The 14,310-nt window shown below is 55.8% G+C and carries 11 protein-coding genes; 2 read left to right on the top strand and 9 right to left on the bottom strand.

From position 1 onward, the window contains the following. Positions 1 to 22 precede the first annotated feature (22 nt). On the bottom strand, positions 23 to 3,133 hold the full coding sequence (locus BUA44_RS01485; RefSeq protein WP_072807789.1) for a T9SS type A sorting domain-containing protein: 3,111 nt from the start codon (positions 3,131 to 3,133) through the stop codon (positions 23 to 25). Between the two features lie 143 nt (positions 3,134 to 3,276). Between BUA44_RS01485 and BUA44_RS01480 the strand changes: the two genes are divergently transcribed. After that, positions 3,277 to 4,641 (top strand): CotH kinase family protein, encoded by a 1,365-nt coding sequence (locus BUA44_RS01480; protein ID WP_072807788.1) that lies wholly within the window; start codon positions 3,277 to 3,279, stop codon positions 4,639 to 4,641. A 69-nt stretch (positions 4,642 to 4,710) separates the two neighbouring features. On the opposite strand, the gene BUA44_RS01475 is transcribed toward BUA44_RS01480, so the two are convergent. Then, positions 4,711 to 5,148, bottom strand: coding sequence for a hypothetical protein (locus BUA44_RS01475; protein WP_072807991.1), 438 nt, complete (start codon positions 5,146 to 5,148; stop codon positions 4,711 to 4,713). A gap of 97 nt (positions 5,149 to 5,245) precedes the next feature. Between BUA44_RS01475 and mltG the strand changes: the two genes are divergently transcribed. Continuing rightward, positions 5,246 to 6,256: an endolytic transglycosylase MltG gene (gene mltG, locus BUA44_RS01470; RefSeq protein WP_255370416.1), complete on the top strand. Its 1,011-nt coding sequence runs from the start codon at positions 5,246 to 5,248 to the stop codon at positions 6,254 to 6,256. Between the two features lie 2 nt (positions 6,257 to 6,258). Here the strand turns inward: mltG and BUA44_RS01465 are convergent, their stop codons facing one another. From BUA44_RS01465 to rhuM, 7 genes are all read right to left on the bottom strand, one after another. Then, positions 6,259 to 8,631 carry a patatin-like phospholipase family protein gene (locus tag BUA44_RS01465; protein ID WP_083579418.1) on the bottom strand — a complete coding sequence of 791 codons (2,373 nt, stop codon included), beginning with the start codon at positions 8,629 to 8,631 and terminating at the stop codon, positions 6,259 to 6,261. Continuing rightward, positions 8,603 to 9,610, bottom strand: coding sequence for an ATPase, T2SS/T4P/T4SS family (locus BUA44_RS01460; RefSeq protein WP_072807785.1), 1,008 nt, complete (start codon positions 9,608 to 9,610; stop codon positions 8,603 to 8,605). Before BUA44_RS01460 ends, BUA44_RS01465 begins: the two co-directional genes overlap by 29 nt. 11 nt (positions 9,611 to 9,621) lie before the next feature. Further along, complete coding sequence (locus BUA44_RS01455) at positions 9,622 to 11,232, bottom strand: type IV pilus twitching motility protein PilT (RefSeq protein WP_178348720.1); 1,611 nt, start codon at positions 11,230 to 11,232, stop codon at positions 9,622 to 9,624. Then, positions 11,229 to 12,032, bottom strand: a complete 804-nt coding sequence (locus BUA44_RS01450) for an ABC transporter permease (protein WP_072807987.1) — start codon at positions 12,030 to 12,032, stop codon at positions 11,229 to 11,231. Before BUA44_RS01450 ends, BUA44_RS01455 begins: the two co-directional genes overlap by 4 nt. After that, positions 12,019 to 12,942 (bottom strand): ABC transporter ATP-binding protein, encoded by a 924-nt coding sequence (locus tag BUA44_RS01445; protein WP_255370415.1) that lies wholly within the window; start codon positions 12,940 to 12,942, stop codon positions 12,019 to 12,021. Before BUA44_RS01445 ends, BUA44_RS01450 begins: the two co-directional genes overlap by 14 nt. 7 nt (positions 12,943 to 12,949) lie before the next feature. Continuing rightward, positions 12,950 to 13,246, bottom strand: a complete 297-nt coding sequence (locus tag BUA44_RS01440) for a hypothetical protein (protein ID WP_072807985.1) — start codon at positions 13,244 to 13,246, stop codon at positions 12,950 to 12,952. A gap of 142 nt (positions 13,247 to 13,388) precedes the next feature. Further along, positions 13,389 to 13,811, bottom strand: coding sequence for a RhuM family protein (rhuM, locus tag BUA44_RS01435; protein ID WP_255370424.1), 423 nt, complete (start codon positions 13,809 to 13,811; stop codon positions 13,389 to 13,391). Positions 13,812 to 14,310 lie beyond the last annotated feature (499 nt).

The following is a 14,310-nucleotide window of genomic DNA, read 5'->3' as shown; positions in this document are numbered from 1 at the left end:
ATCGGTGCAAAAAATTCCTTGTTTACTTCACCACAATGCGGCGGACCAGCGTGTTGGAGCCCGCGCGGAGGCGAACCACCACGTTACCCTGGTGCAGGCTTTCGAGATTCACGGAGTCCTTCACATGAGCGATTGCCATGAGCGGGCGGCCCTGCATGTCGAACACTTCTACCGACACGTCATTTGTGCCCGAGACATGGAGCGTACGGCCCGCGACAACCATCGAAAGCGGGCTTGTTACGCGCGACATCGCGAGCGTCGGAGACTCGCTGGAAGAGGACTCCACAGCACTGCTACTGGACACACTTGTCGAGCTGGAACTCGGCGGCGGTGTGACGACGCTGGAGGAAGAAGGCGCGGAGCTTGAGCTGCTCGCCACGGAGGAACTGCTTTCAGGAGCGGTCACGACAAACGTAATCTCATACTTCTGCCCGTTAACCGTCACGGTTTCTACAGCCGTACCTACCGGGAAGCTCTCGTGCACGGAACCTTCAACGGTCACCACGTCCCCAGACTTCTTGAAATCAAAGAACCAAATATTCCATGTATCGCGATTGAATGTCTGCACGTTACTGAACGTGATGGTTTCAAACGTGCCGCCAGCGGCAACCGTCTGGTTCAAACTGCCTGTCACAACAACCTGGTTTGCATCGCTCGAGGAGGATTCGGCAGAACTAGAAGACGATTCTTCCGAACTGCTGGACGCAAGTTCCTCGCTGGAAGAACTCGGCGGCGGTGTGACGATGCTGGAGGATGAAGGCTCCAAGCTTGAACTGCTTGCTTCGGAAGAAGAGCTACTCTCTTCAGAAGAACTGCTTTCGACGCTAGACGACGACGGCGTTTCGCTCGAGGACGATTCAACAGAACTCGAGGATTCCTCGCTGCTGCTCGATTCAAGCGACGAACTAGAACTTTCCTCGCTACTACTAGATTCCTCACTAGAAGAAGATTCTTCGCTGCTAGAAGATGCGACAGAGCTGGAAGACCGCTCTACCACGGTAATCTTTCCTTCTGCATCAGCACTGCCGTCGGCACCAGTCACTGCAATCCTATAATCGTACACATAGGCGGTCAACGAATCTGCGACCGTACCCCAGATCGTGTAGGTCGTATTGCTCTTGCTGATCACGCCTGTCAACCCGGCGGGAAGGCCGGAAGCCTTCACCTCCGTCACATTTTGGATTTTAAATACAATCGGTTCGATATCGCTACCCGCAGTAACCTTCTGGTTAGCGTTCCCGCTCGTGAGCTCAAGTACAGGCAAGGCGGGCTTGTGCTTCACGGTAATCTTGCCCGTCGCAGTCGAATCGTTATCGATGCCCGTCATGGAAATCGTATACGTGTATTCATGGTCGGTCAGGGAATCGGCGACAATACCGGAAATCGTGTACGTTTTCTCATTTCCGTTCAACTCGCCTTTTAATCCTTTTGGAATCCCAGACAACTTAAAATTCCGCACATTCTTGTACGAATAAACTATAGGCTCAATTTCTTCACCCGCCGTTACGGTCCGGTCCGCATTCCCGCCAACAACCTCGTAAGCAATCATGGCAGGCTTGTGCTTTACCGTAATTTTCGCGCTTGCCGAAGCATTGTTGTCCAGGCCGGTCACATCCACCTTGACAGTCAATTCCTGGTCGCTCAAATTGTCATCAAGCAAACCGCGAACCGTTATCTCGTGAGTATTCCCGTCAACAGCATAGGTAAACCCGCTTGGCTTAGTTACACTATAGCTCTTTATATTCGCGTACTTGAACACAATCGGCTTGATGGAATCACCCGCGGTCACCGTCTGCGTAGCGTTGCTCGTAACCTCGACGGTCGTAACCACCGGCTTGTGTTTCACGTTGATTACTGGTTTTACAACGAAGTTCGTATCCGGTCCGGTCACGGTCAGCTGCATCACGAACGAACTATCCGGAGCGTTCTCCGGAATGCGTCCCGAAATCGTGTAGGTTTTCTTGTCCGAATTCTTCGTTCCACTCAGGCCCGACAAGACAGCCGCGCTGACTTTAGTCAGATTTTCATAGCGGTAGACAATCGGAGACATCTCGTCACCCGCAGTCACAGTCTGAGGCACGTTCCCGCTCGTGAGTTCAAACACCGTCCTCACCTTGGAACTGGAACTGCTCATGGAGCTCGAAGACATCGAGGAACTTGACTGCGTAGAACTGGAAGAACCCTGAACCGTTATTGAAATATTGTAGCGCTTCGCAAACTTATAGAGCGTGTCAGCCGGTTCCGGAATGGTAAGCCCAATGACCCCGTCCTGTACGCGGGCGCTCAAATTATTGATATTCAGCCATTCAATGTAATCGCCATTGCTTGCGCCACCCACACCGTAACCGTCGTCTGCAATAATCGGCTTCCCACCCATCGCGGACCAGGCGCCCGCCCAAGTGAGGTTATTGTTGTTGTCCCCGCGGATGCGTGCATTGTCGCCCTGGGTACGCCCGCCCGATGTAAACAGGTAGTCCACCTTGCTCTTGTCGAACTTGCTGTACCACACGCGTATGTAGTCGTTGAGCCACGGGGAAATATCTACCGCAATCTTCGCGTTCGGCAGCGCTGTCTTAATTGTAGAAACGATGCTGTTGAAGTAATAGCCCGCAAGGGAATCATCGGGAATACCGCCGCCCACCTGGCTAAAACGCGTATCGATGGAATCGCCCGTCCTGGAATACTGAATAAAGTCGGGTTCAATCAGCCAGATCGTCGGATTCGAAGTCCCGTAATCCTTCGCGATTCCCTCCGCGTAACTCTTGTAACGGGCGATAATATTCCCCCAACTCTTGCGAATGGTTTCTGCGCCGTTGGTGCAATGGTTCGGATTACCCATGTCGCAATCCGCATTCCCCTTGTCCTTGTCGTATTCGGCAATCACGTAGGCATATATTACCGGCGTCAGGTTCGCCTCCTTGCATACGCCCATCATGGCTCCTTCCCAATACTCGTTGTACTTTTCGTTATCGCCTAGCCAGATTGCGATATGCGAAAGCCCCTTGTTCGAAACATCACTTGCAGTGAGGTTGCCCGCCCACTGCCTTCCGTAGTTGAATTTACCGTTATCAAAGGCGGCAAAAGAGAGCGTTGAAAGCAACAGGGGGAGTATCAAGAAGAAAAACTTTTTCATATACCGTAAATCTATATTTTTCGGGACAATATTTCACGTGACAAAAACCGCGGAAAAGGCTTTGCCGGTTACATGGGTAAACGTTTCCGATTTTTTCCGAAAAAAAACGGTCCGAAAGAGCCTGAATTGTATATAATTAGTATATGCGCAAGGCGTTGCTTTCCATAATGGCCTCCCTATTCTGCTGGGCATGCTCCAACAGCGGCTCCGACAGGGAAATTTCCTCGCCGTGGGATGAGGAAACAACTGCACAGGATTCCACAGCAAGCGACACCGCCAACGCCATTGACGACACCCTCGACAAATCCATTGATTCTCTCTCGATCCTGATGGCGTACGAAAGGCTTTCCCCGACCAAGAACGACCGGACTTACTACCCCGATGCAGGAATCCCGAGGATGCTTATCGCAACACTCTCGCCGGAGAGACCCGATGACGACACAACCGACGTCCCTGCCTACGCCGTAATTACCGAGGGGGGCGCCGCCATTACAGACACCATGCCGCTCATGATCCGCATAAGGGGCAACACCTCGCTTGCCATGCCCAAGCGCAGTTTCAAGGTCACGTTCACAAACAAAGTAACACTCCTGGACATGCCCGAAAACAGGGACTGGGCACTCCTCGCGAACTACGGCGACAAGACCCTTGTCAAGAACTATACCGCATTCAAGCTTTCGGAGTGGCTGGGGATGGCCTACAGCCCGCGTTCCCGTTTCGTGGAACTTTTCTTGAACGGCAACTACCGCGGCGTGTACCAGCTATGCGAAACCATCAAGGTGGGCAAGAACCGCGTGAACATACCCGACAACCAGGATTCGTACCTGGTCGAAGTGGACCGCAAGTACCGAGACGACGAATTCGTAGTCATCAACGAGCGCGAAATGGCGTTCCGGATACACGCCCCGAAGGACCCGACCGAAGAAACGATGGACCGGCTCAGGCTCCACCTCGACAGCCTGGAAGGCTACCTCGAGTATATCCACCAGGACTACTCGCTCGCGCTCGACAGCACGCCCGACAACTGGTTCGATGTCGACGCCTTCATCAAGCACTACTGGGTACAGGAATTCACGAAGAACCCCGACGCCATCCCGCTCACAAGCGTGTTTTTCACATGGGTCGCGGGGAGCGTCATCCGCATGGGGCCGGTATGGGATTTCGACGCGGCGTTCGGCGCCACCGCCAAACTGCAAGGCACCGACGGCTGGTACATACGCGACTACTCCTGGTACAGGCGCATGCTCAAAATGCCCAACGTGAAGGAAGCATCAGAGCTCTTCTGGAAAAGGAATAGGGCCATATTCGAAGCCCTCCCCGATTCCATCGACGCCTTCGCGCAAGCCATCGCGAAGGCGGCAGAGAACAACTACCGCGGATGGCCCGACGTGCTCGGCAACGTGAACGAGTTCACCCACACCAAGGCCTACGGCTCATACGCCGAGACGGTCGAAGACCTGAAATCGTGGGTACGCGAACGCACCCGCTGGATAGACGATAATCTATAAGAGACTAGGGAGGGTAAAAAAATACCCCGCTCTAGGCGGGGCGTAAAACGGTTCGAAACGCGGCAACGATTAGTTTTCGTTGTTGTGCATTTCCATGGTTTCGCGGTCCATCGTGTGCTGCAGGTATTCCTTGAAGTCACGGTCGATGTTCACACCGTCAAAGTCCATGTCGTCGTTTTCCAACACGAACACGGCGCTCGGGTTATCGAGCCAGCCCACCACGTCCACGCCATCGAGTTTCATGGACTTGTCTCCGGCGAGAGCTGCAACGTATTCGACCTTGGACTTGGGCACCCAGCCCTGGCCGCAGCTACCCTTGACCAGAACATCGGTATCGCCGTCCTTGACGATGGTAAGTTCGTCATTGAACCCGGCAGTGCAGACTACGTTTCCACCACCCTTTTCCTTGGTGAGTTCAATATCACCGAGCTTGGATTTGACCTTATTAGGAGCAGCGAAGGCTGCAGCGACCATCAAACCAAGTGCCATTACGAAAAGCTTTTTCATATCGTTCCTCAAAAGCAAGGTAAAATATTCAACAATGCATAAGGAATATACCTTTTATTTTTGCAATTGGTCACAATTTCTTTTAAATTTTTACATCATGAAGAAGATTTTTGCCATTTTTTGCGTTTTTTTAGCCCTCGCCTGTGCCTTTTTCGCCTTCCAGATGAAAAATCGGCTGGCCGAGACCTCCAAAAACGGCGAAACCGTGCTCATAAACATACCCAAGGGGAGTTCCGCCGGGCACATTTTCGGCATCCTCCGCGAGAAGGGAATCTGGGACGACGAACTGGCCTACAAGGTCTGGTGCAAGCTTAACCCGCCCTCCCCGAAGGCCGGCTGGTTCGAGATACCCCCGCACCAGACCCTCGACGAAATTGCAGGCATCATCGGGAGCGGCAAGACCGCGGTACGCCGGGTGACCATACCCGAAGGTCGAGCCTCGTGGGAGATGCCCGCCTACATAAAGAAGGTATTCCCCGAACTTGACGAGAAGCGCTGGAACGACCTGGTCCAGGACCCGAAGTTCGCCCGCAGCCTCGGGGTCGACGCCAACTCGCTGGAAGGCTACCTGCTGCCCGACACCTACCCCTTCCCCATCGACGCGGACGAGGAGACGATACTCAAGCAGATGGTGGCAGCGAACCTGAAGGTGCGCGACCAGTTTATGCCCGACTCGGCAAGTTCCATGTGGAAGACGCTCGGCAGCTGGCACAAGGTGCTTACACTGGCAAGCGTAGTCGAGGAGGAAACGGGCATTCCCGATGAGCGCCCGCTTATCGCCGGAGTATTCCACAACCGACTGAGGATTGGCATGCCGCTCGGGGCAGACCCGACGGTGCGGTTCATCTTCAGGAACCTGACCGGGCCCATCTACAAGAGCCAGCTCAACAGCGACAGCCCGTACAACACCCGCAAGTTCAAGGGGCTCATGCCCGGGCCCATCTCGAACCCCGGGCGCAAGGCGATACAGGCGACACTACACCCCGACAAGACCGAGGCCCTTTACTTTGTTGCAAAGGATGACGGGAGCATGACCCACTTTTTCAGCAAGACGCTCTCCGAGCACAACAAGTACAAGGATGTGGCAGCAAGGAACCGCGGGGAATAAAGCTAGAACAGGTTGTAGTTGCCAATACGGAAGAACAGGTCGTAGTCGCCGAACTTCTTCAGGTCGCCGAAGGTATCGCTATCCACGATGCGCGACATACCCGCATAGATATTGATTGACTTGTACGAGAACCGCAACGCAGGTTCCAGTACAAAGCGGTCCTTGCCGAGGCTTGCCGTCGGGTTTTCCTCGAAGTCACGCACGTAGGCCGCATACACCCAGGCACCGAGACCCTTGTAATGGAACCCGGCATTCAGGCGCACAAGCCCGTAGTGGTGCGAAGCCAAGTCCGGGTTCAGCCATTCCGTGCTCCACGGGCTCGCAGCGATACGCGGGCGGATGCAGTTATCGAGTGCAGAAATCTCGAACGATTCCGGATACACGTAGCCATAGCCATCCTTGTGGTACTTGTTCATCGCGAACGCGGCGAAGGCACCGAGGGTCACAAACGGGCGGGGCGACGCAGAGTAGGCCGCATCGGCATAGAAGGTATAGAACGAGGGCACGTGCTCGTCGAACCCGAAATCATACCCAACAGAAGTGAGCCCGAGTTCGGCATGCGCGGCAAGACCACCTAGCGGGAACCAGGTCGCAGTATCGCCCATCTCGAACGAATAGCGAATTTTCTGCGATGCCGGGTAGTAGTTGTACGGTTCATCGCCGTATATCCTGCTTTCGAGTTCCACCTCCCTATCGGCAAACAGGAAGTTCGCAGAAACGGACTGGTGCGTGTCGAACCTGTAGTAGAGCGATGCGGATATGTCGCTTTTGTCTTCGGCATAGACGCGCCTGTATGCCAGCTGATTTTCGACAAACGACTCGAATGGGCGCATGCGGTTCCAGTCGTAGCGGACACTCAGCCCCCAGTCCTTGCTCCAGAGGCGCTCAATCCTGAGGCTCGGCGAAAAGCCGTAGGAACGCCCGCCGTAAAAGCCCGAAAGCGAAAGTTCTATCTGCATCTGGTCCACATAGTAGAACGAAAGTTCCGCGTATGCATTCGGGCCAACCGCATTCGACCCGAAGCCACCCACCGCCACGTCGAACGTGGGCAGAACCTTCGAGGCAACAAGCACGTCGCCATCGGAAAGCATATCGAACGAGACTGAATCGAACGAGGGGAAACGCGAAACTCCATAGGCAAAATTGCGGGGAGCGACAAGGCCCGTATCGGAAGCATTCCAGTACGACTTTACCGGGCCGTGCGTTTCGGGAGGAAGGCTATCGTAGACCGGCTTGAACTTGAACCACGGAACCGATGCGATACGGTTCGCCGCATAGTCCGCCTTGCGGCTCCCGAGGGCAGACATCTGCGTGAGCCTTGATTCCAGCGCAGAAAAACCTGCCTGAATCCAGCCGTTGTGCGAAGAATCCTGCAGGGAATGCGCGCGCACGATTACACCCGGCTGGGAACCGAGATTCCTGAGGGCCGCATCCCGGATAACGCGATGCCACGCAGGGCCACCCGATGTACCGCGAATCGGGTCGGCGACAGCGATAATCGCGACCTCGTTCGGGGAATCTTCCAGAGGGAGCGCCAGGTACGGGCAATATTCCCCGGACTTGTCGTTGCCCCTTACGGGAAGGCTCGCAAATATGCTTTCATAGGAATCGCCCGTAACGCCGTCGCACCCGAGGGTAGCGAAAGGTATGCGGAAGCCTTCCCGGTGACGGAGTACGGATTCCTGCAGGCGGAGGCGGGCCAGCGCGGATTCGATTGCGGAGGAATCCGGCGAGAGCGGCTTCAACTGCCGGTGAAGGCGGCCCGAAGAATCCAGCTGGATGGAGAAACGCTCGCGAAGGCTCGGCACGCCCGTCTCGGAAACAGGAATGCTCGGGCGCGACGCATTCTGGCGCGAGCCCTCCTGATACAGGCCGTTCTCAGGCGCATCGAAAATCGTGGCCATGTCGGGGTCGAGAAGTATCCGCTGGATGTTATCGGGAGATACACCCTTCGCCCAGAGCGCGCCCACCAACGCGCCCCACGATGTACCCACGACGGAATCGACCGGCACGGAGTACGCCTCTATCGCATAGAGCACGCCCAGGTGGAACCACGGGGAATTCTCGCCACCGCCCAGGTACAAAACCGACTTCGCATTTGCCGGGAGCGCAACCGAGGCAACCGCGGAATCGAGCGCGGAAGGAGTGAGCGGGAGTTCGGCGGGAACGGAATTTGCAGCCGTCGCGGAATCAGGAGATGCGACTGCCGCAGAATCGGAAGATACTGCGGGTGCGGCAGGTGCGGGCGTCGCGACGGGAACTTCCGCCGCAAGCGCGTCAATCTGCTGCGCGGGCAACAGCGAAAACGCCGCCAGGGTGGCAGCGCAGGCAAACGCAAGAGCGTGCCTAGCCGAGCATTGCCGGGTTAGAAACATACCTCTCCGCGTCTTCACGTGCTACATAGCCAGACTTCACAAGTTCCGCAAGGCAGTCGTCCATAAGGAGCATTCCCTCTGCAGGCGATGCCGCGATGATGGAAGGCAACTTGAAGAATTCGCCACTGCGGATAAGCGTCGCCACGTTCTGCGTATTGAGCATGACTTCCCACGAGGGGACGGCACCACTACCTTCGGCAGCACCCGGCAACAAGCGCTGCACCACCACGGCCTTCAGCTGGTCAGCAAGCATGGCACGGCACAGGTCACGTTCGGCATTCGGTACCGACGCAAGCAACGTATCGAGCACACCCGCAGAATTACCCGCAGTCACGCAGCACACCACAAGGGCCCCGGCCTCTGCGGCACGAAGCATCGCAATCACATTCTCGCCCGCAAAATCGCCCAGCCAGAACAGGTCACAACCGCTACGGAGAGCCTGCAAAATACGTTCGTTCACGGAACCCACGGAATCCTTGAGCACGAGGCTCTCGCCCGTCTTCACCGGGATTTCTTCGGATTCGTTCAGCAGGCTTACGCGAAGAACTTTAGAACAACATAACGTACTGATAAACGAGGTCGCAGTGGTCGTCTTGCCGGAGCACGCGGGGCCAGCAAAGACAATCAGGCCGGAACTGCGGCCAGCCAGCCCGAGTACGGATTCCGGCGCCCCGAGCGAAGCAAAGTCCGGACATTCATCCATAAGCGGGCGGAAAACGGCGGCATTCCCGAGAGCCTCGCGGAAAAAGCGCACGCGCCACTTGACACCGGCCCACGGGCCGCATATCATGGAGCCTTCGTCACCTTCCATGGAACCAAGGAATTCACGCAGGGTTCCAAACTCGATTGCGGGTGCATCGGGAACGGCACAAACACGACCGGCGAGGCGCACCGCGGAAGGAGCGCCCTCGGTAACGATGAGTTCGCTACCGCCGACATTCACCACATATTCCAAGAGGGATTCAATTTCTGTAGCCATACGAAACCTCCTTATGCCGGCCTGTACGCCGCAAAGCGGCGGCTATCGTAAGCGCGCTTCCAGGCTTCCGCACCGTCGATATAACCGGATTCCACGCACTTCTGCAGGGAATCGTCCAAAGTAATGCCCTGGTCCTTCTGGCTGCTGATTGCGGCAACCAACTGCGACAGGTCGCAGCGGCGAATCATGTTCGCGACCGTAGAGGTAACGCGCATCGCCTCGCAGGCAAGCACCAGGCCCTGGTTCTGCACCACCGGGATAAGGTGCTGCACAATCACGCCCTTCAACTGGTCGGCAAGCGTGCACGCAAACGCGGCGCGGCTCGATTCCGGAACCTCGACCAGCAACTTCGAGAGCAGGGCGTGAATGTTGTTACCACCGGTAACGGCAAACACAAGCGCGCCCGCGTTCGAAGCCTGCAGCAGCAGGTTCAACTCTTCCATAGACTGCAGATGGTCAAAGCATATCACGTCGGCGCCGTCACGCATGGCAAGCTCGATGCCCGCGATGCCGCTCTTCACATGGAGCCCGACTTCCTTCTGGGCAAGAGCCCCGTTCGGGTTCTTGAGCAGGCGTTCGATGGGCCGTTCTATCGTGTGGATATAGCACGGGCGATTTGCGGCTACGGTTTCGATAAACGTGGTCATCGTGGTAGAGCGCCCGCTCGCCGAAGGGCCCGCAATCAGCACGAGCCCGCTCTGCAGTTCGGCAAACGACTGGCAGAACGGCGGCAAGAAGAGGTTCTCGAAAGAGATGGACTCGCTCTGGATGACGCGAATGGAAATACTCGGGTTCACGTCGTTCCAGATGACGGAAATGCGTGCACGCCCGACACCCGGGAGCCCGAATGTCTTGCTGAAGTTCTTGCCCGCGACAACCTTGTAGCCGTCAGCGAAACCTTCGGACGCCTCGGCCAGCAGGTCCGCCACGCGGGTGCGGTCGAGCGTCTGCTCGGTCACCGGGAATATTGACCCGGACTGGCGCATCATCACCTCGCGGCCGGCAAACAGGTAGATATCCGTCGCGCCGAACTTGCGGGCATACGCAATCATCTTCTTCAGGCTCATCGTCACCAGCAGGTTCTCGGGAGCCATGACCTCGGACCCTTCGCCCGAAACCACCGCGAATCGCGAAGGCAGTTCGTCATTCGCAGATTCATCTTCAGACACGTCTTCGGTAGAGATGCCGATGCTCGAGATGCTCGTGGATTCCAGGCCCGAAACCTTCTCCACCACCATGTTGGAAGAAGACGCCTCGCCATAGATGCTGTTGCCCTCAATCTGCAACGCAGGTTCTTCCGGAGCCACAGGCGCCGATGCCTGGGGCTTTACTGCAGGGGCGGGCTTCGGGGCCGGAGCGGGGGCCGCGCTTTCTGCCCGAGCAGCCGGAGCTGCCGCCGGAGCGGGGGCAGGCTTTGCGGGAGCGGCCGCAGCATTCTTCGCTTCCAGGTTCTTCACGAAGGCAAGCACCTTCTCGTAAACCGCCTGCTGCAAGAGCCCGGCCTTCACCAAAACCTGGCCGATATCGACCTGGTCGTTCGCCTCAGCCCAATGGGCATCCACCTGGTCCTGCGTCACCATCTTGTTGTGGACGAGGACCTTCGCCATATACTGGTTTCTCATAGGAAATCCCTCCGGCTAAACCACCAGCTTGCAATCGCGAGGAATACTCCTACGTAACCGAGTGCATAGATGGTGTTCCAGAACAAATACATATCCGGGAGCGCAAGCCCGTGCACAACGTAACTCGTCACGTTGTAGCGGTAGAGCCCCGGGAAAATCGCGTGAATCACTACCGCGGCCTTCTCGAACAGTGCCGTAGAGGTATCGCCCATCTCGCCCATGCGGCTTGCAAACCTCACCTGTTCCAACAGTTCGTTGCTCAGGTGGCCCGCAAAGTAAACGCCCAGCGTAAAGAGCGCCGAAAGAATCGTGCTGCTGAAACTGCTGAACAGGAGCGCCACCGCAATCACCACCGCCATCTCGCAGAAGATGAGGTATATGGCAAGGAGCAGGCTCGCCGTCGGTTCCGCGTTCATCACGAAAAGCATCAGGTAGTAGATGACCGTCAAGAGCGTGAGGTGTACCGCCACCACGGCAAGCAGGCCAAAGTACTTGCCCACGATAAACGTCACTCGGCTAATCGGCTTAGAAAGCAGCGTGAGCACCGTGCGCCGCTGGATTTCCTTTTGCACCAGGCTGATACCCACGAAGATGGAAATCAGGAGGCCAGAAAGGCTCATCACCGAAAGCGTAGTGGACTTGATCACGTAGGCACGGTCGAACACCGACCATTCGCCAAGCACGATGCTGAACAGGGTGAGCGCAATCGCGAGGAACACGATGTTGTAGAGAATCTTGTCGCGTATGGATTCGCGGAATGTGTTGTGAGCGATAATCGCAATATACTTAAGCGTCTGCACGTGCAATCTCCTCCGTCAAAATGTCCTCGAGACTCGGGCGCTTGTGGTCCATCTTCTCGACCGCAATCCCGTTCGCAAGGCTGTAGCCCAGCAGGCGGTCGCGGGCAGCATCATCCTCGCACACGAATTCTTCCGGGTGGCCCGTAAGCGCAACTCCCTGCGGCAGATCGCTCTCGAGAATCGCCTTGCGCGTACGCACGTGGTATTCCACCCCGCACGACTCGGTAATCTCGTCGACCGTACCTTCTCGCACAATCTTGCCATCCACGATCATCGCGACCTTGTGGCTAATGCTTTCCACGTCGCTCAGCAGGTGGCTCGAATAGAAGATAGTCACGCCATCGCGGTTCAGCTGCTGTATAGCCTCGCGCACGTCGCGGCGGCCCATCGGGTCGAGCCCGCTCATCGGCTCGTCGAGAATCAAGAGCTTCGGCTTGCCGAGAATCGCCTGCGCAATGCCCACGCGCTGCATCATGCCCTTGGAGTACGAACGCAGGCGGCGGTCAATCCAGTCCTTGTTCGCGTGCAAGAGTTCGAGCGCCCAGGTGATGCGCTTGTCCAGTTCCGCACCGTCGAGCCCCACCAGCTTGCCGTAGAAGCGCAGGAGCTCGCGCCCTGTGAGGTAATCGTAGAAGTACGGCTGCTCCGGGGAGTAACCGATGTAGCGGCGGCTCTTCACGTCGCGCGGGCTGATGCCGTTCACCAGCACCTTGCCCGAATCAAAATTCAACAAGCCCGTCAGCACCTTGATGGTCGTGGACTTGCCCGCACCGTTCGGGCCGATAAACCCGTACACCTGGCCCGGCTCCACACTGAAACTCACGTCCTTGAGCGCAAGCTTCGGCTTCATCAAGAACCCACTGTGGTAGGTCTTGTGCAAATGCTCAATCTGTATCATCAAATCACCCATAATTCACCTATGCATCCTGGCTGCCGTCCGAGCCCTGTTCCTTGGCGGAACTCTGGAAGGCACGCTGTTCGGCTTCCGCAATCTCTTCGCGGCGGCGGTCGGCCTTCTCCTTCTTCTTGATGAAGAAATAGATTACCGCACCGGCAAAATACACGCCGATACCCGAATAGAAAATCGGGTTGATGGACATCCCCTCGAGTCCGGGGAACACGTTCAAGATTATGTCGTGCCCGAAAAGGCTCAACAGCACGAGCACAAAGCCCAGTGCACGGAGCACGAAAGTCACTATAACTAGCTTCTGCATATATACCTCAAAAACCACACCTCGCGGTGTGACCGATTTTCTATGAAAAATACACAATTATGGGCAAGAAAAACGCCCGCTCCACTGGAAACAGGCGAAAAAGGAGGGGGAATTCTGCACCAACTGGTGCAGTTTTCCATTTTCACCGCCCTTTCATGCTTTCCTGGATTTTCTCGATGACTTCTGCGGGGGTCACAAAGTCCAAGACACTGAATGCTGTCATCTCGTTGCCCATGTCCTTGAATGACGCCCCGAAGTGATACACCTTGTCATCGACGAGCAAAAAGCGGTCGTGAATTGTGCGCATCATCGCGATTTCTGCACCCTGGCTCTCGATAAGTTGCCGCTGTTCATGCAGGCGGTCCGCAATCTGCAAATCCGTCGCGATCTTCCGCTGATTCACGGCATAGCCCTTAAGTATATAGCCTTTAAGAACTTGGTTTGCCCATTGGCGAAATTGAGTACCTCTAAAGGATTTTACTCGATAACCAACCGAAATAATGACGTCTAAAGAATAAATAGTAGTAGGTTTGAATTTTGATAGAGTATTATGCAAAATTTGCATATTACTCTCTTGCGGTAGTTCGCCCCAATTGTCACCTCCGACGCCTGAGCTGATCGCAGTCGAAGCAAGGCCAGGGGCCGTCATTTCCGTCTTTTTCCTCATTTTCACCTCATTATAAACAAAAACGGACCATCCCGCCCGCGCGGGAATGATCCGTAATACCACCTTTTCTGGTGCGTATGCACAATATACAAAAAATTTGACATTTGCAACGCGAGGAACGATATATAAGTAGAAAGTTTCCATAAGCCTCCGTTGTAGCAGTTCTTCAAGGACGCTTTCTACAAGGCCTTTTTGGTAATCAAGGGGCGGAAGGAGATGGAAGAATCTGCTGAATTCAAGGCGTTGCCCAAGAAGGAACGGGAAAAACGCCGCTACCAGTTGCCGGAAACCATTTCCGTCTAGATTTGTGACTTTGACTTGCCCTGTGCGAAAAGTTCAAGTGTGCAAAAGTAAACAGGGCCTTCGCTTTAATCGTCTGTCCCACTGGCACATGATG

Origin of the sequence: Fibrobacter sp. UWR3 (assembly GCF_900143055.1) — a bacterium.
In the GTDB taxonomy this organism is placed as follows: Bacteria; Fibrobacterota; Fibrobacteria; order Fibrobacterales; family Fibrobacteraceae; genus Fibrobacter.
Note: the sequence above shows the minus strand (reverse complement) of the source record. Positions and strands in the feature narration are given on the sequence as shown.

Bases quoted from the DNA above. Each gene is read 5' to 3' on its own strand.
- BUA44_RS01440 (WP_072807985.1), bottom strand. From the start codon at position 13,246: ATGCAGAAGCTAGTTATAGTGACTTTCGTGCTCCGTGCACTGGGCTTT.
- BUA44_RS01485 (WP_072807789.1), bottom strand. From the start codon at position 3,133: ATGAAAAAGTTTTTCTTCTTGATACTCCCCCTGTTGCTTTCAACGCTC.
- BUA44_RS01465 (WP_083579418.1), bottom strand. From the start codon at position 8,631: ATGTTTCTAACCCGGCAATGCTCGGCTAGGCACGCTCTTGCGTTTGCC.
- BUA44_RS01460 (WP_072807785.1), bottom strand. From the start codon at position 9,610: ATGGCTACAGAAATTGAATCCCTCTTGGAATATGTGGTGAATGTCGGC.
- mltG (WP_255370416.1), top strand. From the start codon at position 5,246: ATGAAGAAGATTTTTGCCATTTTTTGCGTTTTTTTAGCCCTCGCCTGT.
- BUA44_RS01475 (WP_072807991.1), bottom strand. From the start codon at position 5,148: ATGAAAAAGCTTTTCGTAATGGCACTTGGTTTGATGGTCGCTGCAGCC.
- rhuM (WP_255370424.1), bottom strand. From the start codon at position 13,811: ATGCAAATTTTGCATAATACTCTATCAAAATTCAAACCTACTACTATT.
- BUA44_RS01480 (WP_072807788.1), top strand. From the start codon at position 3,277: ATGCGCAAGGCGTTGCTTTCCATAATGGCCTCCCTATTCTGCTGGGCA.
- BUA44_RS01455 (WP_178348720.1), bottom strand. From the start codon at position 11,232: ATGAGAAACCAGTATATGGCGAAGGTCCTCGTCCACAACAAGATGGTG.
- BUA44_RS01445 (WP_255370415.1), bottom strand. From the start codon at position 12,942: ATGGGTGATTTGATGATACAGATTGAGCATTTGCACAAGACCTACCAC.